Origin of the sequence: Clostridioides sp. ES-S-0048-02, from assembly GCF_020658495.1 — a bacterium.
Taxonomy (GTDB): Bacteria; Bacillota; Clostridia; order Peptostreptococcales; family Peptostreptococcaceae; genus Clostridioides.
The window spans coordinates 44515-69919 of the sequence record NZ_JACVWH010000012.1; the positions used below are offsets into that span (position 1 = coordinate 44515).

Annotated in this window: 21 protein-coding genes and 1 other annotated feature (1 of these 22 cut by a window edge); all 21 genes read right to left on the reverse strand. The window is 28.6% G+C overall.

Features of this window, described 5'->3' with window-relative positions:
- Positions 1-18: 18 nt before the first annotated feature.
- The 21 genes from IC173_RS14730 to leuA all read right to left on the reverse strand — a co-directional run bounded on the left by IC173_RS14730 (position 19) and on the right by leuA (position 25059).
- On the reverse strand, positions 19-1260 hold the full coding sequence (locus IC173_RS14730) for a sensor histidine kinase (protein WP_227855775.1): 1242 nt from the start codon (positions 1258-1260) through the stop codon (positions 19-21).
- 11 nt (positions 1261-1271) lie between these two features.
- On the reverse strand, positions 1272-1958 hold the full coding sequence (locus IC173_RS14735; protein ID WP_227436672.1) for a response regulator transcription factor: 687 nt from the start codon (positions 1956-1958) through the stop codon (positions 1272-1274).
- A 233-nt stretch (positions 1959-2191) separates the two neighbouring features.
- Entirely contained in the window at positions 2192-2623 is a 432-nt protein-coding gene (locus IC173_RS14740; protein WP_227855776.1) for a hypothetical protein, read from the reverse strand.
- A 116-nt stretch (positions 2624-2739) separates the two neighbouring features.
- Positions 2740-3003: a zinc ribbon domain-containing protein gene (locus IC173_RS14745; protein WP_227436676.1), complete on the reverse strand. Its 264-nt coding sequence runs from the start codon at positions 3001-3003 to the stop codon at positions 2740-2742.
- Positions 3004-3185: 182 nt separating this feature from the next.
- A complete protein-coding gene (locus IC173_RS14750) occupies positions 3186-4367 on the reverse strand; it encodes an NADP-dependent malic enzyme (protein ID WP_227436677.1) in 1182 nt (393 codons plus the stop codon).
- Between the two features lie 71 nt (positions 4368-4438).
- Positions 4439-4987, reverse strand: a complete 549-nt coding sequence (locus tag IC173_RS14755; RefSeq protein WP_227855777.1) for a Fe-S-containing hydro-lyase — start codon at positions 4985-4987, stop codon at positions 4439-4441.
- A 13-nt stretch (positions 4988-5000) separates the two neighbouring features.
- Positions 5001-5840 (reverse strand): fumarate hydratase, encoded by an 840-nt coding sequence (locus IC173_RS14760; RefSeq protein ID WP_227855778.1) that lies wholly within the window; start codon positions 5838-5840, stop codon positions 5001-5003.
- Positions 5841-6023: 183 nt separating this feature from the next.
- The gene (gene ybaK, locus IC173_RS14765; protein ID WP_227436683.1) at positions 6024-6503 is read right to left on the reverse strand and encodes a Cys-tRNA(Pro) deacylase; all 480 of its coding nucleotides are present in this window, start codon (positions 6501-6503) and stop codon (positions 6024-6026) included.
- A 120-nt stretch (positions 6504-6623) separates the two neighbouring features.
- Positions 6624-7322, reverse strand: a complete 699-nt coding sequence (locus IC173_RS14770; RefSeq protein WP_227436685.1) for an ABC transporter ATP-binding protein — start codon at positions 7320-7322, stop codon at positions 6624-6626.
- Positions 7310-8095 (reverse strand): ABC transporter permease subunit, encoded by a 786-nt coding sequence (locus IC173_RS14775; RefSeq protein WP_227851463.1) that lies wholly within the window; start codon positions 8093-8095, stop codon positions 7310-7312. Before IC173_RS14775 ends, IC173_RS14770 begins: the two co-directional genes overlap by 13 nt.
- Positions 8067-9062 carry an ABC transporter substrate-binding protein gene (locus IC173_RS14780; RefSeq protein WP_227436690.1) on the reverse strand — a complete coding sequence of 332 codons (996 nt, stop codon included), beginning with the start codon at positions 9060-9062 and terminating at the stop codon, positions 8067-8069. The genes IC173_RS14775 and IC173_RS14780 overlap by 29 nt, the downstream gene beginning before the upstream one ends.
- A 122-nt stretch (positions 9063-9184) precedes the next feature.
- Positions 9185-11119 (reverse strand): YgiQ family radical SAM protein, encoded by a 1935-nt coding sequence (locus IC173_RS14785; RefSeq protein WP_227855779.1) that lies wholly within the window; start codon positions 11117-11119, stop codon positions 9185-9187.
- Between the two features lie 233 nt (positions 11120-11352).
- Positions 11353-14901, reverse strand: coding sequence for a diguanylate cyclase domain-containing protein (locus tag IC173_RS14790; RefSeq protein WP_227855780.1), 3549 nt, complete (start codon positions 14899-14901; stop codon positions 11353-11355).
- 879 nt (positions 14902-15780) lie between these two features.
- Positions 15781-17031 carry a DUF1015 domain-containing protein gene (locus IC173_RS14795; RefSeq protein ID WP_227855781.1) on the reverse strand — a complete coding sequence of 417 codons (1251 nt, stop codon included), beginning with the start codon at positions 17029-17031 and terminating at the stop codon, positions 15781-15783.
- Positions 17032-17062: 31 nt separating this feature from the next.
- Positions 17063-18004 (reverse strand): D-2-hydroxyacid dehydrogenase, encoded by a 942-nt coding sequence (locus tag IC173_RS14800; RefSeq protein WP_227436698.1) that lies wholly within the window; start codon positions 18002-18004, stop codon positions 17063-17065.
- A 240-nt stretch (positions 18005-18244) separates the two neighbouring features.
- On the reverse strand, positions 18245-19321 hold the full coding sequence (locus IC173_RS14805) for a pyridoxal-phosphate-dependent aminotransferase family protein (RefSeq protein ID WP_227436700.1): 1077 nt from the start codon (positions 19319-19321) through the stop codon (positions 18245-18247).
- 355 nt (positions 19322-19676) lie between these two features.
- Positions 19677-20192, reverse strand: a complete 516-nt coding sequence (locus IC173_RS14810; RefSeq protein ID WP_227855782.1) for a PaaI family thioesterase — start codon at positions 20190-20192, stop codon at positions 19677-19679.
- A 307-nt stretch (positions 20193-20499) separates the two neighbouring features.
- Entirely contained in the window at positions 20500-21570 is a 1071-nt protein-coding gene (gene leuB, locus IC173_RS14815; RefSeq protein ID WP_227436704.1) for a 3-isopropylmalate dehydrogenase, read from the reverse strand.
- A gap of 6 nt (positions 21571-21576) precedes the next feature.
- On the reverse strand, positions 21577-22068 hold the full coding sequence (gene leuD / locus IC173_RS14820; RefSeq protein WP_227436706.1) for a 3-isopropylmalate dehydratase small subunit: 492 nt from the start codon (positions 22066-22068) through the stop codon (positions 21577-21579).
- Positions 22069-22082: 14 nt separating this feature from the next.
- Positions 22083-23360 (reverse strand): 3-isopropylmalate dehydratase large subunit, encoded by a 1278-nt coding sequence (leuC, locus tag IC173_RS14825; protein WP_227436709.1) that lies wholly within the window; start codon positions 23358-23360, stop codon positions 22083-22085.
- Entirely contained in the window at positions 23317-25059 is a 1743-nt protein-coding gene (gene leuA / locus IC173_RS14830; RefSeq protein ID WP_227436712.1) for a 2-isopropylmalate synthase, read from the reverse strand. Before leuA ends, leuC begins: the two co-directional genes overlap by 44 nt.
- Before the next feature lie 129 nt (positions 25060-25188).
- Positions 25189-25405, reverse strand: a binding site (T-box leader) (it continues 28 nt past the right edge of the window).

Consider the following 25405-nt stretch of genomic DNA (forward strand, 5'->3'; position numbering starts at 1 on the left):
TGTAAGATGTATCCTATCTTACATATTAGTAAGCTTAAAAAAACTTAGAGTAAATGTACTTCCTTGTGAAAAATTACTTTCTACAGTGATAGTTCCATTATGTTGTTCTATGATAGATTTAACTAGTGGCAAACCTAATCCAAGACCTTGATTCCTTTTTGAAAACTTACTTCTATAAAATCTTTTAAATATATGATGTATATCTTCAATATGAATTCCATTTCCAGTATCACTTACTGAAATAATAGTTGTTATAGGTGTTTCAATCCACTTTATCATTATTTTATCGTTCTCTTTTGTATTATCTAATGCATTTTTTATAAGGTTGCTTAAAGCTTCTGACATCCATTCATAATCACAAAACAAAGTCGTATTTTCTAGGCCTTTTATAGAGATACTCTTTCCTTCTTTTTCTGCTCTAGTTTCAAAACTATATAAAATTTTAGTAATTAACTTTTTTATGTTAACACTATCTTTGTTAAGAATTATTGTCTTTGAATCTATCTTTGTAATCTTTAATAAATTTTGTATCAATGATTCTATACGCTCTAATTCATTTTGACTCTTCTGCACAAAATTTTCAACAACATCACTATTATGACTCTCTTCTTGCAATATCTGATTATACATCATCAATGCTGTAAGTGGAGTTTTTAGCTGATGCGATATATCTGAAATTGTATTTTTAAGAAATTCTTTATTCTGTTTTTCTTTCAATATATGTGTGTTTAGAGATGTTGACATAGCATCTATTGAACTGAATAACTTTGATAAGCTACCTTCTTCATAAGTATTTAACCGTACATTTATATTTCCATTCATAAATGAATCAATTTTATAACTAGCTTCTTCTATCTTATTTTGTTGCCTAAAAAAATGCACATACAGTATAAAAATAATCAAAGTAAAAAACACAAATAAATACAGAGACATAGTTTTCATATATTTACTTTGAAACAATTTCACACTTGGCATAAAACTATCATTTGTATTAAAGTCATATCCAGCTGTATTTAAGATTTCTTTTCCTTTTAAAATATACTTATCTTCATTAGTAGTGAATACTACTGGTATTTTTGATTTATCAACACCCATACTATGTAAGTATCCAGCTATATTATAATCATGTTCTACCAATGCTCTTTTATAATCATTGGTTATATTTACAACTACTATTTGACCTACTACTATAAACATTAATAAAACGGATATAATCACCAAAAAAAATATTTTTATGTCTTTATTAGAAAATATCTTCATATTTAACACCCTCACTTTATAACATTCCATTTGTAACCCATTCTTCTAACTGTTAATAGAAATTTTGGATTTTCAGGATTATCTTCAATCTTATTTCTAAGCCTTCTTACATATACTGACAGAGTGTTATCATCTACAAAACTACCATTTCCATCCCATAACTTGTCCAATATATTTTTTCTTGTAAGTATGATATTTTTATTTTTCATAAATAGGCACAATAATTTATATTCTGCTGTAGTAAGCTCCAGCTCAATTTCATTTTTAAAAACACGATTTTCAAGTAATTTAACAGTAATACTATTTGACTTTAGTTCAGTTACATTTTCATTTGTAAAATTATAACGCCTAAGTAAAGCTTTTATTCTTGAAATTAACTCATTTAATTTAAAAGGTTTTGTTATGTAATCATCTCCACCCATATCAAGCCCCATCACTACATTTACTTCTTCATCAGAAGCAGTTAAAAATATAATTGGCACATTAGAAACTTCTCTTACCTTTTTACAAATATCAAAACCATTACCATCAGGTAAGGATACATCCAAAATCAGTAAATCATAATTTTTTTCTTTGTACATTCGCAATGCTTCTTTTACTGTTCTTGCTATATCAACACTAAAGCCACTCTTTTGTATAGAAAATTCTAATCCATATATCAAGCTTAAATCATCTTCAACCAACAATATACTACTCATCTCAATCACTTCCATTTTATTTATTTTTATTTTTCATTTATTATATACTTAACTTATTATATTTTTACTCTTTTAAAAATACAATACCTTGAAATCAATGATTTAAATATTTTAAAATTATTTTTATATAATTTTATATCATTAATCTAATACTTTGAAATCCTAATAATTAAAAAAGCTTAAAATACACTAAGTATTCTAAGCTTTTTTTAATCACATTTTATATATTTGTATTATTTATTTTTTAAAATACTATTTTCAATACTGACTTTATCAAACATTTCACTATCTTTACTATTATCTATAAAAATATCACTTATATTTCTAATATTTGTTGAATAGTTGCCACTAATTCCCATCTTATCGAAATTCATATTCCCTAGCTTTTGTATCACAAATCCCATTGATGCAAGTAAAATAGCAAATATTATATACTGACTAAAGTTACTCATATAATAATTCATAATAGTATATTCATTTCCTGTGAATGCCAACTGTTTTGTAGATAGCATAGTATATATGTATTCAGTACAATTTATAAATACATATATACCATAAATAACCAACATGACAGACAAACAATACATTGTAATTGAAACCTTTGATATTTTTTTTAATTGTTTAACTCTAAAAGCTTTTTTCAACTTCTCAATAAAATTTTTCATTTTAACTCCTCCAATACATTATTTAATAAAATATAATAATATTAGTATATAGAGTTAATGTGTTTATAGTATTAAGTTTTCATGAAGTTTATATGAGTTATTGATTTTGTATAAGCTTATTTCCAGCGTTTTAATTTTGGAAAGAAATTATTCATCATACTTCTTGCTTCATCTTCAGTCATACCTTTATTACTTTGAACCATAGGAGGTATACAGATTTCTATCATCTCTTCCATACTTATATCAGCAGTAAATTCACCATCTTTAAAACAATAACTACAGTAATCATCACTTTTACTTCCATCTTTATTTGTTCCATACAATTCATTAGTACATCCCATTGGCATGCCACAACATTGACAAAATCTAGTTTCTTCCATATATAATCACTCCTTGTATATTTTTCTTTGGCTCTTGACCATATTTAAATTATAGCAATATTAATATGACATGATTATGTCATATTAACAATAAAAAGACTAATAAAATTATATATTAATATATAAATTCTATTAGTCTATATTTTATTTACTCACTTAAGTTTTGGATTCTTAAATAAAAATTATATTCTATTTACTTTAGTCTTTATTGCTGCTTCTTTAACTGCTTCAGCAACATTTTTTACTACATTTTTGTTAAATACATCTGGTAATATATACTCTGGACATATTTCTTCATCAGTTATTGTATTAGCAATTGCATATGCAGCCGCTATTTTCATTTCTTCATTTATTTCTTTAGCTTTCACATCAAGTGCCCCTCTAAATATTCCTGGAAATGCTAAAACATTATTAACTTGATTAGGGAAATCTGAACGACCAGTTCCCATTATAAACGCTCCACCTAGTTTTGCTTCCTCTGGCATTATTTCTGGAGTAGGATTTGCCATTGCTAATATTATTGGTTTTTCAGACATACTTTCAACCATTTCTTTTGTTACAGTTTTTGGACCTGAAACACCTATGAATACATCTTTACCTTTTATAACATCTTTCAAAGAACCTTTTTCATTTCTTATATTAGTTACATCTAACATTTCTTTTTGAACCAAATTTAATCTTTCCATGTTTGCTTCCAGTGCACCACTTCTGTTACATAATACTATATTTTTAACATTCATTTTAAGTAATATTTTTGCTATTGCTATACCTGCAGCACCTGCTCCATTTATAACTATTTCTAAATCTTCTATTTTTTTGTTTTCAATTAACTTTATTGCATTTATTATTGCTGCTGCCACTACTATTGCGGTACCGTGTTGGTCATCATGAAAAACAGGTATACTCAAAGATTTTTTTAATCTATCCTCTATTTCAAAACATCTTGGAGAAGATATATCCTCTAAATTTATTCCACCAAATACTGGTTCCATTAATTCCACAGACTTAACTATTTCATCTACATCATTAGTCTTTAAACATATTGGAAAGGCATCTACATCTCCAAATTGCTTAAATAATATAGATTTACCTTCCATAACAGGTATAGCTGCTTCAGCACCAATATTGCCTAATCCAAGTACAGCACTTCCATCACTAACTACTGCTACTAAATTACCTTTAGAAGTATATCTATAAACATCCTCTTGATTTTCATGTATTTTTAGACAAGGCTCTGCAACACCTGGCGTATATGCTGTTGATAAATCATCCTTAGTTTTAACTTCTACCTTACTTTCTACATTTATTTTCCCTTTATTAATTTCATGCATTTCTAATGCCAATTTTGCATAATCCTTAGACATCAATCTTCCTCCTTAAAATGTTTACAATTAAATTGTTTTGTATATTTAGTATTTATATAAATTTTCAAAATTTATTTACATTCATAAATTGCTCTTCCTTGTTCATAGATATTATTTCCATAACTATCTATAGCTACTGTAAGTTTAAGGTCTTCTACTACAATCTTTCTTATAGCTTCAGGTCCTAAGTCTTCATATGCAATAATTTCACATGATTTTATAGAATTTGAAATGTATGCACCAGCTCCTCCTATTGCTGCAAGGTAAACTGCTCCATACTTCTCCATACCTTGTATAACTTCTTCACTTCTTTTTCCTTTACCTATCATCAATCTAAGACCTCTCTCTAAAAGAGGTATCGTCAAATCATCCATTCTATAACTCGTCGTTGGACCTGCTGCTCCTATAACTTCTTCTGGTTTTGTTGGAGTAGGACCTACATAGTATATACCTTGACCATTTACATCGAATGGTAACTCTTCACCTTTATTTATACAATCTATCAATCTTTTATGAGCTGCATCTCTTGCTGTATAAAGTATACCACTTAGACTAATTGTATCTCCACAATTTAACTTAGCTATATCAATCTCACTTACAGGTGTAGTTATCTTTATCATTTTATTTTTCCTCCTAAATTACTACCTTTTTATGTCTTGATGCATGGCAGTTTATATTTACAACAACAGGAAGACCTGCTATATGTGTAGGAAAAGTCTCTATATTTAAACCTAAAGCTGTTGTAGTTCCTCCTAACCCCTGAGGTCCTATCCCCAATTTATTAATAGAGGCTAATAATTCACTTTCTAATTTTGCAATATTTTCATCTTCATTAAATTCGCCTAGTTCTCTAAAAAGTGCTTTTTTAGCTATTTGAGCACATTTATCTACAGTTCCACCTATACCAACTCCAATTACCATAGGAGGGCATGGATTAGGTCCAGCTTCTGAAACTGTATCAATAATAAATTTTTTAATTCCTTCTAATCCATCTGATGGCTTTAACATCTTCATTTTACTCATATTTTCGCTTCCAAATCCCTTAGCAGCAAACTCTATTTTAATTTCATCGCCTTTTACCATTTCATAATGAATAATGGCAGGAGTATTATCCTTTGTATTTATTCTACTAATTGGACTTACAACAGATTTTCTCAAATATCCTTCCTCGTACCCTTGTCTTACTCCCTCATTTATAGCATCAGTAATTGTATCTCCTTCAACTAAAACCTCTTGTCCTATTTCAACAAAAAATACAGCCATACCAGTATCTTGGCATATTGGTATATTTTTTCCCTTTGCTATTTCAGCATTTTCAACTAATATATTTAATATATTTTTTCCAACTTCACTTTTTTCAGTTTTAGCTTTCTCTTTTATACAGCTTAAGACATCATCTCCTAAGTATAAACTAGCTTCTATGCAAAGTTTTTTTACTTGTTCAACAATTTGTTCAGATTTTATCTTCCTCAAGCGAACATCCCTCCATTACTTTATAAAAAATATTCGTAATCATATTTACACTTTACCATCATTTTTAAAATTTCTCAATATTTTTATATCAATTACATAATAGTAGTTAAATGTTTATTTTTAAGTCATTATTTATTTTATTAATCATATAATTTTTTGTCATCAATTTTTTATCTGAAATATCTATTTTTTTATTACATCTGTAAACTCTACTTTTATAAGTTTCTGTAAATCAAGTGGTGATAATTCTATTTGGTATCCTATTTTTCCAGCACTTACTATAATTGTATCTAATTGTTTTGCACTTTCATTTACAAAAGTCTTATAAAGCTTCTTCATCCCTACAGGAGAACAACCACCTCTAATATATCCTGTAAGCTTATTTATATCTTTTACATGAATCATATCCACACTTTTTTCTTTAGCTACTTTTGCAGCTTTTTTTAAGTCTAAATTTTCATGTACTGGTATTACATATACATAAATACTCTTACTAACTCCTTGAGTTACTAGAGTCTTATATACTTCATTTACATCTCTTCCTATATCATGTGCTACCTCTACACCATCTACATGTTCACTTTTGACTTCATAAGATAGTACCTTATAATCAATTTTGTTTGAATCTAAAATTCTCATAGCATTAGTTTTTACTTTAATCATACATTCACTTCCTTTTTATAAAATACGAACATTATCCATGTTTTCGAATATTCTGTACTATTTTAATAGAGTATTATAGTTAAAATAATTATATTTTAAAACAACAATATTATTATAACTCTATATTAACTTCAAAACTTCATTTTTTTCCAATTCACTAGAATTTTTTAGTTCTTTTTTTATTCTCATAGGAGAATCTCCTAAAATAAAGATATTATCTGCTAAAAATAATGCTTCTTCAATATCATGAGTTACAAATAAAACAGTTCTTTTTTCTTTTTTAAGTATGTCTTTAAAATTATCCATTATTATTTGTTTATTCTTTGCATCAATAGATTTAAAAGGTTCATCCATTATAATAGTCTTTGATGGATAGATAAATGCTCTAGCAATATTGACTCTTTGCCTAAGCCCTCCACTAAGCATCTGAGGATAAAAATTTTTATATTTAATAATTCCAACCAAATCTAAATATTCATCACAAATTTTATCTAATTGAGTTTTACTGTAGTATTTATTTACAACTATCTTTATATTTTCTTCTACAGTTAGCCAATCTATTAGCCTATCTTCTTGAAATATGTAACTTACATCTAGCTTACTCCCAATTTTATTTGAACTTTCTTTAATATTTAAATTACAAGTATCATTTTCTATAATACCACTTATTATATTTAAGAGAGTAGTTTTTCCACATCCAGATTTCCCAAGTATACAGTTAACATTATCTATATAAAAATCAATATTAAAATTTTTAAATATAATATGATTATCATATTTTTTATTTATATTCTCAATACTTAACCTTATCTTTTCCATAAAAAAGCTCTCCTTGACAAAAATTTTTGAGCTACTTGTAAAATGACTGATATTAAAACTATTATAATTATCCATGCAAATATCCCAGATGTATTAAAATTAATTTTTTCAGTTTGTATCATAGTCCCAATACCATATGTAGGTTGACTATATACCTCTCCTGCTATAGCGACTTTTAAGCTTAATGAAAATGTCGATACTAATATAGATATAATTTGAAATTTTATAGCTGGTAAATAGATTTTCAACACCTTATCTATAAACCTTATCTTATACACGCTTGCCATTTCTAATAAATTTTTATCAATATTCAATATTGCTCCTAAAACACTCTCGTATAAGATTGGAAAAACTATAGTAAACCCAACTATAAAAGGTGTAGTATCTTTTTTAAACCAAATTAGTGCAAGTATTACTAATATCATCGTTGGTATTGAACGTGCTAGAGCATTAATTGGCTTTAATAAATTTCTAAAAATCCTGCTTAAATATGCTACTATAGACAATATGATAGCAAAAATCAAAGCAAATAAAAAACTAAAAAAACATCTACCTATTGAGTAAAGTATGTCTATATAGAAATTAGAATTCAATGCTATTTCTTTGATACTACTATAGACTTGATTTATAGTTGGCAAGAATATATCATTGTTAATTTTTAAAGCAATAATTTGCCACAAAAATAAGAGGATAACACAAGAAAGTGTTACCTCTAATTTGTCTATAAATTGTTCTTTAATTTTCTTATTTTTCAACAAAGTATATTGCTTCATCTGGCACTTTGCCTCCTACTGTCTTATCATCAAAATTAGCTAATTTTTCATAGTAGTTTTTGTAATCATTAATCATATCTTTAACTGGAATATACTTTAAATTAGCTCTTTCAAGAGCTTTGCCTATTATTTTAGGTTCAGTAGATATTTCTATCTCCTCAGAATATTTACCTAATTCCTCAGGATTTTTATTTGCCCAATCTACACTATTTGATAATTGTCCTAAGAAAGAATCTACAAATTCTTTATTATCTCTTAAAAAATCAGATTTGATAATTAATGTAGATTGAGGATATCCATCCTTTGAACCACTTACTTCTTTCCATGAATCATTTAAACTTTTTATAATTTTTATATTTGGATTTTTGGACATTAAAGCACTAAGTGCAGGTTCTGGAACAATCCCTGTTGTAATTTTTCCTGTAGCCAATAATGGTACTAATTCACTTGCAGAGTTTACATAATTAAAATTTATATCTGCTGGATTTATATCCTTTTGTGATAAAAGACTTCTTATTGTTATATCTGGAGTAAGACCTTTCCCTGTACATCCAACTTCTTTCCCAATTAAATCAGAATAATCCTTTATATCATCTGTTGATACTAAATAAAGAGACCCCATACCTACAGTACCAACTATATTATAACTTGAAGTTTTATTATATGCTATTGCAGCCATATTTGATGGAACTATAGCTATATCTACATCTTTTTTCATTACTCTAGTAGAAATTGCCTCTGGTGTTTTCTCAATGCTATAAATTGTTTCATATCCATCTTTAATTGCTGGATTTTCATTTGCTAATTTCGCTACTGCTACCGCTGGCAATCCATCTGGAACAGCTACCTTTACTTCTTTAACAACTGCTGGTTCTTCTTTTGGCTTTTCATTTTGTCCTTGTGAACACCCCACTAAAAAAATTACACTTAATGCTGCTGATAACATTATATAAATATACTTTTTCATCTCTTCCTCCCGAAACTAACTTTTTATAAAATAATTATATTTATTTATATTAATTTCTGTTAATTTATCGAATAATCCTTCTTATTTAAATAATTTTATTTACTATTTACCTACACTCTATTTTAATATTTTTTCTTTCTCTTACTTGGACTTTTTTGTTGTTTTTTATTGTTTCTATTATTTGCATTATATTTTTTATTTTCAGTAGAAGACTTAGACTTATTTTTATTAGAATTATTTCTATTAAAATAAGGTTTCTCATCCTTTGGTTTTATTAGACATCTATGTCCAAAACCTATCAAATCCTCTCTTCCAGCTTCAACTAGTGCAGAATATACCAAGTCATAGTTTCTAGGTGCTCTATACTGTAATAAAGCTCTTTGCATTGCTTTGTCTCGTTTTGATTTTGGGACATAAACTGGCTTCATTGTAAGTGGGTCTATTCCTGTATAAAACATTGTAGTTGATAGTGTCCCAGGAGTTGGATAAAAATCTTGAACTTGCTCTGGTTGATAATGAGTATCCCTCAAATATTCAGCTAACTCTATGGCACTATTTAGTGTAGACCCTGGATGACTAGACATTAAATATGGTATCAAATATTGTTTTTTACCTAATTCTTCATTTATAGCAAAAAATTTCTGTCTAAACTTATCATAAGTTTTTCCTGCTGGCTTTTGCATATATTCTAAAACTTCTTCTGATATATGTTCTGGAGCCACCTTCAATTGACCACTTACATGATGTTCTATTAGCTCTCTAAGAAACTTATTATTTTTATCTGCCATTACATAATCATACCTAATACCAGAGCGTACAAAAACCTTTTTTATGTTAGGTAATTTTCTTACAGCTCTAAGTAAATGTAGATACTCGCTATGGTCTGCATCTAAGTTTTTACATGGTGATGGTGATAAACATTGTCTATTTTTACATGCACCTTTAGTAATTTGTTTGTTACATGCTGGTCTTCTAAAATTAGCTGTTGGACCTCCAACATCATGTATATATCCTTTAAAATCATTTAATTTTGTTATTCCTACTGCTTCATCAATAATTGATTTCTCACTTCTACTTTGAACAGCTCTTCCCTGATGAAAGGTTATTGCACAAAATGAACAACTACCAAAACACCCTCTTGAACTTACTATGCTAAATTTCACTTCTTCTATAGCTGGTATACCACCAGATTTCTCATATACAGGATGATATGTTTTTTGATATGGTAATCCATAAACTTCATCCAATTCTTCTCTATTTAGAGGTTTCTCTGGCTTATTTTGAACTAAATACTTACTTCCATGAGGTTGAACAATTATATTTCCTCTAAATGGGTCTTGTTCATCATATTGAATTCTAAAAGCCTCTACATATTTCATTTTATCTTCACATATTTCTTTATATGATGGAATCAATATATAGTTATCGTATATTTCTTCTAGTGTATCTGCAACATAACATGTCCCATCAATATGTCTAATATATTTGGGGTCATATCCATCATTAAGTGCATTAGCTACATCCACAATCTGCTTTTCACTCATTCCATAAACTAATAAATCTGCTCCACTATCTATCAACATTGACTTTCTAACCTTATCACTCCAATAATCATAATGGGCAAATCTTCTTAAACTAGCTTCAATTCCTCCTATTACTATTGCAACATCGCTATATGCTTCTCTTATTTTATTACAATAGACTATTGTGGCTCTATCTGGTCTATAACCCATTTTTCCACCAGGAGAATACATATCCTTATCTCTATGCTTCTTACTCACTGAATAGTGATTCACCATTGAATCCATATTCCCTGCATTAACCAAAAATCCAAGTCTAGGCTTTCCTAATTTCATAAAATCATCTGTCGTCTTCCAATTTGGTTGTGCTATTATACCTACCTTATATCCAGCATTTTCTAAAACTCTAGATATTATTGCTGTACCAAAACTATGATGGTCTACATATGCATCACCTGTAACCAACACAAAGTCTAGCTCTTCCCATCCTCTATCTATCATATCTTGTTTACTTATTGGTAAAAACCTATTTTCCATATCATCACCTGCTCAATGTATATTTAACAAATACTTTCTTAAAATTAAAAGTATCTTTTAATTTTGTTCTTAACGCTTAATTATAACACAAAAAATACTTAAAACCACAACTTAAATAATTTATATGAACGTTTTAGGTTCAATAAATCAAAATTGTGATTTTAAGTAAATCTATAATACAGTAGTTTAAACGTTTTATTCAATTAGTTAGGAAATCTTTACAAGAAGCTCATTTAAATATTTGCTTCAGACTCAACACTATTTACTTCACTACCAAATATTAAACATGCATCTTTACCATCAAACCATTTTAAAGCTGTTGCCGTTATATTTACATTTACACCAAACTTTTTGTTACGCATAAATGATTTACAAGTATCAGTTCCATCTTTTAAACAACTCATAGGGCATTTTCTACATTGTTTATTCTGATTGTTCCATAGTACTTTATAACATAAATCACCTACATGTGTATCTGGGGCTGACTCAAGCATCTTTTTATTGATAAATAACAGTTCATATGTGTTTCTGTCAACAACATAAGCCCATATGTCCATGTTATCCATTACAGACTTTTGAACTTCTAAAGATTCTTCTAGCTTACTTTGGATACGCATTTTTAATAAAAACACACTAAGCGTCTTGGAAATAAATGTCAGTGTATCCACTTCATCACTGGTCCACATACGATTATATGAACATTCATCAAATCCTACAAATCCTCTAAATTCATTACCTTCTAAAATTTTACATTGTAATATTGAACATATCCCTTGTGCTTTAAGCAAATTTTTTAAATCGCTATTGAGATTATCAACATCATTACAATAAAATAATCCATCTGCATTAAAATTTAAAAGATAATTGCCTAAATGACCATAGTAAATATTCTTAAGATTATCAATTTCTGCTGTTATTCCTTCATTACACCATTCAAATGTATTTTTACAGTAGAGGTTATCATCTGAGTTTTCAAATATATAGACACGACTCACATTAAAATGTTTACCCACAATATCAAGAATCAAATTTACAGCCATTTCTATATTATTTGATTCATACAATATATCAAATATATAATTTGTAATATGTTCCTTAAAAGACCTTGCTACATTGGTATTTTCATCTGTATTTCTTGTATTTGCTATATATTGTACTTTATCAATTTTTTTATCATACAAGGCATAACGATTCTTTCCTTTACCCTTAGCTGAATAAAGAGCTATGTCCGCATTTCTAAATAACTGCATGTAATCTGTTCCATCTTTTGGAAATCTAGCAATCCCTACACTCAAAGATATTTTATAATTATATCCTTTACCTACAAAAGACCTCTCAAACGTTTTGACCAATTCCTCTGCTTTGTTCATAATATCTTTTGTTTCAGAAATATCTTTCATAAAAACAATGAACTCATCTCCACCAATTCTTCCTACTATATCAGATGCTCTAAATAAATTTATTAAATCACTTGCAATTTCACTTAATACAGCATCACCATATAAATGACCTAAATTATCATTTATACCTTTAAAGTCATCAATATCAATAATCATTAAAGTACCTTGTCTGTTTTTATCCAATGTTATATATTCTTCTATAAGTGCTTGTGATGCTTTTTTATTATATAAACCTGTTAGTGGGTCTTTTTCCGCTCTCTCTTTTAATTTTTCAGCTTCTCGTTTTGATTCATCAATATCAGTTAAACTACCTACAACTTTATAAGGTATCCCATTATCATCAAACAGTGTCGTTGCTTTTATACTAAACCATGCATAAGTGGTATCTCTAACTCTAAGTCTAATCTCACACTCCTCATACTCACTTCCTGATGAAGTGAGCTTAGTTAATAAAATAAACTTATCTATATCATCATGATATATATCAACTGATTTAATTATATTTTTCGTTGCATTTTCAGTTATAGGGTCATAACCAAATTTATTATACCAATTAGGAGAAATACTCATTTGGTCTTTTTCTATATTCCATTCAACTATAATATTTTGTGTCTGCTTTATAATAATCTCATGACGTTCTTCACTCTTTTTAAGCTCTTGCTCTAATAATTTAGCAGAAGTAATATCGACAATTACACTACATAGTACTGAGTTTCCATTTTCATCAACTATTTTTCTTCCTTTTAATAAAATCCATATAATACTACCATCTCGTTTTTCAACTCTTCGTTCGCATGCAAATGTATCATTTACTTTAAGTTGCTTATTTATATCATCAATCATTCCAGCTCTATCATCTCTTAAAATCAGCTTGATTAATTTATTATCTAATTCATCTTCTAACTGTTTACGTGTGTATCCAATCATATTTAAATAACCTTCATTTAAATATATACTATCAAAATCATCATTTATCTCAGTTATCACTATTCCACCAACAATGCTATCATTGATAGTCTCTATTTCAAACCTTTTTGAGTCTAATTCTTCTTGTATTTTCTTGAGTTCTGTTATATCAGTTAAAACTCCCTGTATATACTCATTCCCTTTACTATCTTTTATAGATTTACTTCTATCTAAAACCCAAATTATACTTCCATCTTTTTTTACAATTCTATATTCAACTTCAATTTTATCTTGTCTTTTTAATTGATTCAAAACGATACTATTAACCTTGTCTACATCTTCTTTATAAATCATATTTTTAAATTTATTTTTAAAAACTACATCTAAATCCTCTTCAGAATAACCTGTAAGTTCCAAAAACCCCTGACTTACATAAGTCATAGTCATATATTTATCTTTTAAGCAGTTTTTAACACCTCCTAATATATTATCAGTAAGTGCCTTAAATTTTTCTTTTTCATTTATAATAGTCTTAGTATTGTTATTTATAATATAAGCTATATATACAACAAAAATTAATATAACTAATAATATTTCTAATGCAAATATGTATACATCATACGAAATATTATCTGACTGAATATATACTACTTCACTTGGTACAACAGAAAAAATATACCAATCATTAATTCCAAGTGGTTGATAATTTAACATAAATTTCTTATTATCTAAATTATAGTTAGAATATCCAGATTTATCATTTTTAATATTTTCTTTTATAACTTTTAAACAATTTACTTCCTCACAATTATCCTTATTAAAAAGTTTAAATACACATGATAACATTTTGCTATTTTCGTTTGTATTTTGAGCAATTACATCTCCATTTTTTTTGGCAATATAAACGTGTGCTTTTTTATCAAATGCAGATAAGCCTAATAATTCATTCAATTTAGTTGAATCATAAGCTCCACTTAAAACACCTGCTACTTTTCCATCTTTATAGATAGGAGTAGCTAAAACTATTATTTCTTTCTTATCAATAATGGATTTTAAAGATTCTGATATGTTTTTTTCTCCATTTTTAGCTTTTTTAAAATAATCTCTATCTTTTAAATTAGTAATAATTCCATCATTAGAATAACTTTTTCCATCCAGTGTAGAAACAGACATTCTAATTAAAGAACTTCGCTTTACTCCAGACTCCATTAAATTAATCATCATATCATTATTTATATTATCTAAATTTCCCATAAAACTAGCAATAGATTCAAGCATGTCAAATTGACCACTAAGTTTTGTCTTAAGATTAATTATGTTATGCTCCGTAAATTCTGACAAATATGTATGCGTGGTCTCTTTCAACTTATTATCCAATTTAAACTTAAACTTAAAAATAGCCCCACAGGTTAAAATAATTATAATAATAAACAAGATACTAATACCTAAAATTTTTGGCTTTAGTCTGTTCACCATACTCACATCCTCATTACATATAATATATTATATGTTTATATTATATCTTCCTATTTTTATACATATTTTATTTCTTCCTATATTAGAATCAAACAACATATAGTTAAATTTATCTATAAAATTTTCATTTTACACTTCTTTTAATTATATATTAATTGATGTATAAAAATTATTCTCTTTTGTAATACTTATATTAATAAATTCCTTATAATTCTTTTCATGCTTATAAATACCTCAATCAATTTTTTAAGTTCCTCTTAGATAAGATACTATTTAACATTGTCCCACTTTAATTTAAAGATAAAATTAAACTCAATATATCCTCATTTTCAACACTTTAATTTTAATGAATATTTTAAAAATATAACTTAATTTTCTTTTGATTTTAATAAGGCTTAATAACATAGTATATACTAATTATTATTCATTATTTTTCTAATTAATCACTATACTTTTTATATAATCAATCCTGTTTCCAGATTGAATTACCATTTTCTTAAGCTTCAACACTATAAAATAATTATAAGCTTCATACTCATCCTTGAAACTTAGTTTCCGAATAATAATTCTAGCATGTCACTTTAATATCCTTTTATTTTTCTAATTTTGCTCATATAACAATATAGTCTATAATAATAACAAATATCTTTTAACGCTTATTATAAATACTGTTTATATAAATTTCCATTCTAAATTATAACATACAATATTACTCTATTTCTGTTAAATGTAAATTTTTACTATATAAAAATCTAAAAAAAAGATAGCTTTTTAGAAAAACTATCTCTTATAATTTAAAATTACTATACTATTATTTTTAATTAAAAATTAAAGGCTAAAAAGTAGTAGAGTTTACTTTTTAGCCTTTAATTTTATTAATTATTCATTTATTTCGTGTAAGAATAGCCCACATCTTACCTTAGGTTCAAACCATGTTGACTTAGCTGGCATTATCTTGCCTGCATCTGCTACTTTTATTAAATCCTCAATACTAGTAGGATACATTGCAAACGCTACCTTCATATCTTCATTAACTCTTCTTTCTAATTCCTCAATACCTCTAATTCCACCAATAAAATCAATTCTTTTATCTACTCTAGGATTTTCAATTCCTAAAATAGCATCAATCACATAATTTTGTAGTATAGAAATATCTAATGAGTCAACTGGGTCTTCTATGTCTAATAAATTCTTATTTGCCTTCATTTTGTACCATTTATCACCCAGATACATTCCGAAAGTTCCTTTTTTGTCAGGTTTATATTTTTCTTTACCTTTCATTTGTTCTACATCAAAATTTTCTTTTATTTTATTTATAAATTCTTCTTCATTTAAACCATTTAAGTCTTTGATAACTCTATTATAATCTAAAACCATTAGATTTTCATCTGGTGCAATCATTGCTATAAAATAATTAAATTCTTCTTTTCCAGTATAGTTTGGATTTTTAACTCTCATTTCTTTAGCTACATTTTCTGCTGAAGCTGTTCTATGATGACCATCTGCAATATATAAATAATCTAATTTTCCAAATGCATTTACTAAATTACATATTATATCATCATTATCAATCTTCCACACTGTATGCTCTATCTTGTCATCTGTTATAAAATCATATAAAGGCTCATGATTATCCATAAAATCATTTATCATATCATCTATTAATCTTTGATGTTTGTAAGTTACAAGTATAGTTCCCGTATTAGCATCACAGTATTTTATATGATTAGTTCTATCAACTTCCTTTTCTGGTCTAGTGTACTCATGTTTTTTTATTGTTCCATCTAAGCTTTCATCAACTGAAATACATGCAACTATACCAACTTGAGCTCTGCCATCCATAACTTGTTTGTATATATATATACAATCTTTTTCCTCTTTTACTAGAATTTCTTGTTTTCGAAATTCGTCCAAATTTTCTCGTGCTTTTAAATAAACTTTTTCATCATATAAATTTATATTTTCATCTAAATCAATTTCTGATTTATCTATATGCAAAAATGAATATGGATTCCCTTTTGCAATTTCTCTAGCTTCTTCACTATTCATAACATCGTAAGGAAGTGCTGCTACTTTATCTACTATATATTTATTTGGTCTAATCGCCTTAAATGGTTTAATCGTTGCCATTACTAAATTCCTCCTAATTGTATAAAATATTTTATAATGCTACCCCTATTAGATTGTTGAAGTCAAGAAAGTAGTCTTGAATCACATTTACAATTTCTTCTCCAATTCTTTCTTGAGCCTCTACTGTAGATGCACCAATATGAGGTGTAGGAGAAACTCTTGGGTGATTTACTAAATCTAGATTTAATGTAGGTTCTTGCTCATAAACATCTATAGCTGCTGCTGATAATTTACCCTCATCTAATGCTTTTAGTAAATCTTTTTCGTCCACCAAACCGCCTCTTGCACAGTTTATTAAATAAGCTCCATTTTTCATCTTATTTATTTCTTTTTCAGTTATTACTGCCCCCTTATTCTTATCAAAAGGTATGTGTAAAGATAAGAAATCTGCTTTTTGTAAAACTTCTTCCATATCACAGAATCTATATTTGTTAAAGCCTTGTGCTTCACCCATTATATCAGTATATATGACATTCATTCCTAATAGTTCTGCCCTCTTTGCAACTTCTTTTGCAATTCTTCCAAAACCTATAAGTCCTAATGTTTTTCCATTAATTTCTGTACCTTTGTATTTTTTCTTTTCCCATTTTCCATCTCTCATAGTTACATTTGCAGTATTTATGAATCTTGCAAGTACAAATAATTGACCTATTGTAAGTTCTGCAACAGATATACTGCTTGCATTTGGAGTATTCATGACTTTTATTCCATTAGCTTCTGCATATTTAACATCTATATTGTCTAATCCTACCCCACCTCTTACTATCAATTTTAACTTTTTACCTTCTAATGCTTTGTCTATTACATCCTTAGTAACCTTAGTAGCTGAACGTACTACAAGCACATCAACATCTTTAAGTTTATCTCCTAAAACATCTTTTTCATAAAACTCTTCTATCACATTAAAATCTAACTCTCTCAATTTTCTCGCTGCATCTTTCTCTATTCCATCAGTAATTAATATATTATACATAACAAACTCCTCCAATTATATTCACTTAATTTTTCCAATTTTTATTTTTTAAAGTATTTTCATCACTAAAAAACTTTATTTAAATTACACTTTCTATTTATATAATTTTCAAAATATTTTTTATTAAAGTCATATCAAATTTCATTAATGTTTGTTAAAAATTTAATATGTAATTTTCATAAAACACATTTTATTTTATATATTTTAAATTTAACTTAAAATACACATAATTTTGTAATATTACTTATTAAAACCTAATATATCATCAATATTATCTAATAATTCTTGTACATCTTCGACAGTATAGTCACCCATATGTGAAATTCTAAAAGTTTTTTCTTTTAAATTGCCATAGCCATTTGCTATTTGGAATCCTCGTTCTTGTAATTTTGAATTTAAATTTGATACACTAATACCTTGAGTATTTTCTATAACAGTAAGTGTATTGGATAAGTGATTTTCATTGGTAAAAATTTGGAAGTGTTTTTTAGCCCAGATTCTAACTAAGTTTGCCATGTCTTCATGTCGTTTGAATCTGTTATCTAGGCCTTCATCTAATATATTATCTAATTGGAAATCTAAAGCGAACATGTGAGAAAGAGATGGTGTTGAAGGGTATTGGTAGTTTTTCTTGATTAAGTATTCATACATTTCTAACAAATCAAAATAAACTCCTCTAAAAGGTACTTGCTTAGCTCTATCGATTGCTTTTTGAGAAAATGTGCAAATAGACATTCCTGGTGGTAATCCCAGTGCTTTTTGTAATGATGTTATACAAATATCTATTCCAATCTTATCAACCTCGACTTTTATTCCACCGGCTGAACTTACAGTGTCTACACAGTAGACCACATCTTTATATTTTTTAACAACTTCTCCAATTTCTTCTATTGGATTTCTTATTCCAGTTGAAGTTTCATTGTGAGTTACGGTTATTAAATCATATTCTCCGGTAGAAAGCACCTTATCAACCATTTCTGGTGTTGTTGCCTCTCCTAATTCAACTTTAAATATATCCGCTGGGACATTATTAGCCACTGCCATTTTGTACCATCTATCACCAAAGGACCCACAGGAAAATACTGCTGCCTTTTTGGATGTACAGGAACGAATGGAGCCTTCCATTAAACCAGTTCCGGACGACGTGGATAAAAGTATCGTGTTGTTGGTATAGAATAGTTTTTGCATTTTTTCACTTATACTTTTTTGAAGTATAGATGCATCTTTCCCTCTATGTCCTATCATTGGTGTAGCCATCTTTTCCAAGACTTCTGCTCTAACATCAATAGGACCAGGAATAAATAATTTCTTACTCATTATAATTCCCTCCTTTTTTAGTTTGTAATATGGATAGTGTGTTTACTGTCCTTATTTTTAATATCTATAATATCAAGCTAAATTAAGTATGTCAACATAAAAATTATATTTTATATATAATTTATTTTCTATATTTTGTGAAATCATCCATTTTACACCTCATCATTAGTTTGAATTTTCTGAATTTTACCTATAAAAAAAATACACTTTTTAAATATATAAATTATTTTTTTTAACGTGTAAATTTAATGCTATTATAAGAATTTTTTTTAAGTATAGCTAAGTTATTTTTATCTTATGTTTTTCAATTTTATATTTTTTTACACATCATTTTACATAGCAAATATGTAATCACTTAAATCTCAATATATTCAACTTTTTCTTCTGATTCAGCAAAGAACCATTCTTCATCAGAAAAATCACCTTCTGCTATTTGACCAATAGGCATCTTCATATATTTTCCAGTTGCTGTTACTGCTATCTCTCCATTTGGCAAAATTATTTCTCCTGTACCTTCAAATAATTTTCTATTTTCTTTAGTTATCCTTCCAACTACTTTTATAGTAGCATCTGTTGGTACTGGCTTTTTATATTTCAATTCCAAAGATACTGTAACCCCCCATATTTGGTCATCATTTATACTTACAGCTCTTCCAATAGTCTCATCTAATATTGCAGCAGACATACCTCCATGAACTCTTCCTGGATAACTCTGATGCCAATCTTTTGTATTACAAATTGATACAAGTTCTCTATTTTCAAGTTCATAAAAATCTGCTTTTAATCCTAATTCATTTTGCGTTCCACAAACTAAACAAGATTTACTACTATTTTGCTTTTTTAAAACCTTATATTTTCCCAAAAACTCCATCTCCTAACTAATATTGACAGTCACTTAATATTCATAATACTAAAATATATTATATAATATTAATTAAATCCCTGCAAATTTCTAATAAACAAAAATAGGCTATTTCAGCATTAAAATCTTAATCCAAAGTGTTATTTTATAAAAAAGCACAACGTGATTTTATGTAATTAAAATTACCTAAAATCATGTTGTGCTTTAAAAATAAAATATCTCTTCTACCCCAAATATAAAACTATTTCACAATAAATTTTTTACTAATGCCCCCCATTATATGACCAAATCGTATTATATAAATTAAACTATAATTCTAAATTTCATTTACTATTAATTCTCCCATTTTCTTTGTACCAACAACAGTTCCTATACTATTATATATATCACTAGTTCTGTATCCTTTTCTAAGTACATTTTGTACTGCATCTTCAATGCATTTAGCTTCATCTTCTAGATTAAAGCTATGTCTTAACATCATTGCGACAGATAAAATAGTTGCAATTGGATTTACAATATCTTTTCCAGCTATATCAGGAGCACTCCCATGTATTGGTTCATACATTCCAAAGCTATCTTCTCGAAGTGATGCAGATGGTAACATACCTATAGAACCTGTAACCATGGATGCTTCGTCAGATATTATATCTCCAAAGATGTTATTAGTCACTATTACATCAAATTGGCTAGGGTCTTTCACAACTTGCATAGCAGCATTATCAACATACATATGTGATAGCTCTACATCATCAAATTCTTTAGCTAAGTTCTCCATAATACCTCTCCAAAGTCTTGAACTTTCAAGCACATTTGCTTTATCTATACTGACAAGCTTCTTCTTTCTATCTCTAGCGATTTCAAAAGCCCTTCTTCCAATTCTTCTTATTTCATTTTCATTGTATACCTCTACATCATAAGCCTCTTCAACACCATCAATAATCTTTCTTCCACGTTCTCCAAAATAAATGCCCCCTGTTAACTCCCTCACAACAACAAAATCAATGCCTTTTTCTACTATATCTGCTCTAAGTGGCGAAGATTCCTTTATACTTTCATATATAGTTGCTGGTCTCAAATTTGCAAATAAGCCTAAGGATTCTCTCAATTTCAAAAGACCTGCTTCTGGTCTTGCATCCCCTTTACATTTATCCCACTTTGGACCCCCAACAGCTCCAAGTAATACCGCCTCGTTTTTTCGACATATTTCAACAGTTTTATCAGGTAGAGGTTCTCCAGTTTCATCAATTGCACATCCTCCAGCCAATACATATTCACAATCAAATTTATGATTAAATTTATAACAAATTTTATTTAAGACCTTTATACCTTCTTTTATAATTTCTGGCCCAACACCATCACCTTTTATGACTGCTACTTTACAATTCATACACCATTACCCCCTGTTTACCTTTATTGAGTTAATTAAACCTTCATTTGTTATGATATTTTGCATAAACTCAGGAAATGGTTCAGCCTTATATTTTGTTCCTTTTGTTATGTTTTTTATTACACCTGTTGAAAAATCCACTTCTATAGTATCACCTTCTTCTATGCTATTAGCTGCTTCCTCACATTCAAGTATTGGAAGCCCTATATTTATAGAATTTCTAAAAAATATTCTAGCAAAAGTTGATGCAATTACACAGGATACTCCACTTTCTTTTATTACGATTGGAGCATGTTCTCTTGATGAACCACATCCAAAATTTTTAGTTGCAACTATAATATCTCCTGCCTTTACTTTAGATACAAACTTATCATCAATATCTTCCATACAGTGTGTTGATAGTTCCTTATAATCAGCTATATTTAAATATCTAGCTGGTATTATTACATCTGTATCTATATTATCACCAAATTTAAAAACTCTTCCATTAGCAATCATAAACTTTACCTCCCTTAAATTATTTCTGATGGTTTTGATATTTTTCCAGTTATAGCTGATGCTGCTGCTACAGCTGGACTGGCAAGATAGACTTCTGAATCAACATGACCCATTCTTCCTACAAAGTTCCTATTTGTTGTTGAAACTGACCTTTCTCCTGCTGCAAGTATACCCATATGACCTCCAAGACATGGTCCACATGTTGGTGTAGAAACAGCTGCTCCTGCTTCTATAAAGATAGTAATATATCCTTTTTCTATTGCTTCAAGATATACTTTTTGAGTTCCAGGAAATATCATCACTCTAACCCCATCTGCAACTTTTTTACCTTTCATGATTTCAGCTGCAACTTCAAGGTCTGATATTCTTCCATTTGTACAAGAGCCTATTACAACTTGGTCTATCTTTATATCGTTATCAATCTCATCTACTGTTTTAGTATTTTCAGGAAGATGTGGAAAAGCTACTGTTTCTTTTAATGTAGCTAAGTCAATTTCATATACTTCATCATAAATTGCATCTTCATCTGCTTCGTATACATTTACAACTTTTTCTGTTGTTGTACATTTATGTGAATTTATATATTCTATAGTTTTATCATCTACTGGAAAAATTCCATTTTTAGCCCCTGCTTCTATTGCCATATTACAAATAGTAAATCTATCATCCATAGATAGATTACTTACTCCATCTCCACAAAATTCCATTGATTTGTAAAGTGCCCCATCAACACCTATCTTCCCTATTATATGAAGTATCACATCTTTTCCAGTTATCCATTTATTTGGCTTATTCTTTAGGACAAATTTTATTGCACCAGGTACCTTAAACCAACATTTTCCTGTAGCCATGCCAGCTCCCATATCAGTTGAACCTACGCCAGTGGAAAAAGCGCCTAATGCTCCATATGTGCAAGTATGAGAATCGGCACCTATGACTACATCTCCTGCTGTTACTATACCTTTTTCAGGAAGAAGAACATGTTCTATTCCCATATCCCCTACATCAAAGAAATTGACCACTCCTTTGGATTTTGCAAAACTTCTTGTAAACTTACACTGCTCTGCACTCTTTATATCTTTATTAGGTGTAAAATGGTCCAAAACTATTGCCACTTTAGATTTATCATAAACATCCTCAATTCCTAACTTTTCAAATTCTCTAATAGCTACTGGTGATGTTATATCATTGCCTAAAACTATATCTAAGTTTGCTTCAATCAATTGTCCTTTCTTAACCTCATTTAAATTAGCATGTTTCGCTAAGATTTTCTGCGTCATAGTCATCCCCATTTTCTGCTTCCTCCTCAATATAACTTTTATTTATTGCATTCATAAGAGCATTAATAGCTGCTGTATTTATATTTTCTGATATGCTTACCCCAAAATAAACTTTATCATTATGTTCTATTCCCACATAGGCCACACCTCTTGAATGTGAACCTTCCTCTAATGCATGTTCCCAATAATATCTAAATTTATAATCTTTCATTCCACATTGTTTTAATGCATTATTAAATGAATCTACTGGCCCATTTCCTATTCCAACAATCCTTTGTTCATTACCCATATAAGTTACTCTTGCAGTCATCTCAATCATATTAGTATCATCAGAATCATCACTTTCATAGTTTATCTCATCCATTGATTTTATCTTATATTTCTTAACTTTATATGGACTCTCAACATCAATATATTCCTTCTTGAATAAGTTAAATATTGACTCACTGCTAAGTTCCGCTCCTATTCTATCAGATTCCATTTTAACCACATTTCCAAAATCAGCATGCATATTTTTAGGTATCATGAAACCATAATCTGTTTCCATTATATAAACAGCTCCACCTTTTCCAGATTGGCTGTTTATTCTAATGATTTCTTTGTATTCTCTTCCTATATCATGAGGGTCTATTGGTAAATATGGAACTTCCCAACAACCATCATTTCTATTGCTAATTGCTATCATACCTTTTCTAATAGCATCCTGGTGAGAACCTGAAAAGGCACAATGTACAAGATTTCCTGCATATGGATGTCTATCATGTACTGTAAGTTTTGTACAGTCTTCATATATTTCTATCATTTTATCAATATTACTAAAGTCTAATTCTGGGTTTATTCCTTGTGTATAAAGATTAAGACCCACATTTACTATGTCCATATTACCAGTTCTTTCACCATTTCCAAATAATGTACCTTCAAGTCTATCTGCTCCAGCTAATAATCCAAGTTCACTTGCTGCTGTACAAGTTCCCCTATCATTATGAGTGTGTAAACTCATTATAATAGAATCTCTACAGCTTATATTTTCACAAAACCATTCTATTTGGTCTGCATATATATTTGGTGTTGCCATTTCTACTGTTGATGGAAGATTTATTATAACTTTCTTTTGTGGCGTTGGTTTCCACACATCTATAACTGCCTCACATATCTCAAGTGCATAATCCATTTCTGTACCTGTGAAACTTTCAGGTGAGTATTCAAAAATAAACTCTGTTTCAGGATATTTCTTTGCTTCTTCATTGAATAATCTTGCTCCCTCAACTGCTATATCTATGATTTCTTGTTTACTCATATTAAAAACCACTTCTCTTTGAAGGACAGATGTAGAATTATATAAATGTATTATTGCTTTCTTACATCCTTTTACTGATTCAAATGTTTTTTCTATAAGATGAGCTCTAGATTGTGTAAGTACTTGTATAGTTACATCATCTGGAATCATATTTTCATCTATTAGCTTTCTTAAAAATGTATACTCTGTATTTGATGCTGATGGAAAGCCTACTTCTATTTCTTTAAACCCTGTATCCAAAAGCATTCGGAACATTCTGACTTTTTCTTCTACATTCATAGGTGTTGGCAGTGATTGATTTCCATCTCTTAAATCGACACTACACCAAACTGGAGCTTTTGTTATTTCGTTATCTGGCCATTTACGATTTACCATTTTCATTCTATTATATTTTTTATATTTTCCATATTTCATGTTATTTTCCCCCTTTTCTGTTTTTTGTATTCAGTATACCTTATATCGACGCAATTCTACCCCTTTTCAATTCATAAGTACAAATGTTAGATTTATCATTAGAATAAAAATAACCCCATCTCTAGTAAAACTAGAGACGAGGTTTTGCTCGCGGTACCACTCTATTTAGCTTTTTAAAAAGCTCCCTTAGTAATAGCTACTACTAATTATTATAATAGCTATTTTTCCTATAACGTGGAAATACGGTTATCCTAAGTTACACAACTCAGGAAACAGCTCCTAGACAAGTTCAGAATTATCAACTGCTAAATCACACCATACTTTAGCTCTCTGGAAGTTTCATGAT

Bases quoted from the DNA above. Each gene is read 5' to 3' on its own strand.
- IC173_RS14780 (WP_227436690.1), bottom strand. From the start codon at position 9,062: ATGAAAAAGTATATTTATATAATGTTATCAGCAGCATTAAGTGTAATT.
- IC173_RS14740 (WP_227855776.1), bottom strand. From the start codon at position 2,623: ATGAAAAATTTTATTGAGAAGTTGAAAAAAGCTTTTAGAGTTAAACAA.
- IC173_RS14785 (WP_227855779.1), bottom strand. From the start codon at position 11,119: ATGGAAAATAGGTTTTTACCAATAAGTAAACAAGATATGATAGATAGA.
- IC173_RS14730 (WP_227855775.1), bottom strand. From the start codon at position 1,260: ATGAAGATATTTTCTAATAAAGACATAAAAATATTTTTTTTGGTGATT.
- IC173_RS14770 (WP_227436685.1), bottom strand. From the start codon at position 7,322: ATGGAAAAGATAAGGTTAAGTATTGAGAATATAAATAAAAAATATGAT.
- IC173_RS14790 (WP_227855780.1), bottom strand. From the start codon at position 14,901: ATGGTGAACAGACTAAAGCCAAAAATTTTAGGTATTAGTATCTTGTTT.
- IC173_RS14775 (WP_227851463.1), bottom strand. From the start codon at position 8,095: ATGAAGCAATATACTTTGTTGAAAAATAAGAAAATTAAAGAACAATTT.
- leuA (WP_227436712.1), bottom strand. From the start codon at position 25,059: ATGAAATATGGAAAATATAAAAAATATAATAGAATGAAAATGGTAAAT.
- IC173_RS14755 (WP_227855777.1), bottom strand. From the start codon at position 4,987: ATGATAAAGATAACTACACCTGTAAGTGAGATTGATATAGCTAAGTTA.
- IC173_RS14795 (WP_227855781.1), bottom strand. From the start codon at position 17,031: ATGGCAACGATTAAACCATTTAAGGCGATTAGACCAAATAAATATATA.
- leuB (WP_227436704.1), bottom strand. From the start codon at position 21,570: ATGAATTGTAAAGTAGCAGTCATAAAAGGTGATGGTGTTGGGCCAGAA.
- ybaK (WP_227436683.1), bottom strand. From the start codon at position 6,503: ATGATTAAAGTAAAAACTAATGCTATGAGAATTTTAGATTCAAACAAA.
- IC173_RS14745 (WP_227436676.1), bottom strand. From the start codon at position 3,003: ATGGAAGAAACTAGATTTTGTCAATGTTGTGGCATGCCAATGGGATGT.
- IC173_RS14810 (WP_227855782.1), bottom strand. From the start codon at position 20,192: ATGGAGTTTTTGGGAAAATATAAGGTTTTAAAAAAGCAAAATAGTAGT.
- IC173_RS14735 (WP_227436672.1), bottom strand. From the start codon at position 1,958: ATGAGTAGTATATTGTTGGTTGAAGATGATTTAAGCTTGATATATGGA.
- leuC (WP_227436709.1), bottom strand. From the start codon at position 23,360: ATGGGGATGACTATGACGCAGAAAATCTTAGCGAAACATGCTAATTTA.
- IC173_RS14800 (WP_227436698.1), bottom strand. From the start codon at position 18,004: ATGTATAATATATTAATTACTGATGGAATAGAGAAAGATGCAGCGAGA.
- leuD (WP_227436706.1), bottom strand. From the start codon at position 22,068: ATGATTGCTAATGGAAGAGTTTTTAAATTTGGTGATAATATAGATACA.
- IC173_RS14805 (WP_227436700.1), bottom strand. From the start codon at position 19,321: ATGAGTAAGAAATTATTTATTCCTGGTCCTATTGATGTTAGAGCAGAA.
- IC173_RS14750 (WP_227436677.1), bottom strand. From the start codon at position 4,367: ATGTCTAAGGATTATGCAAAATTGGCATTAGAAATGCATGAAATTAAT.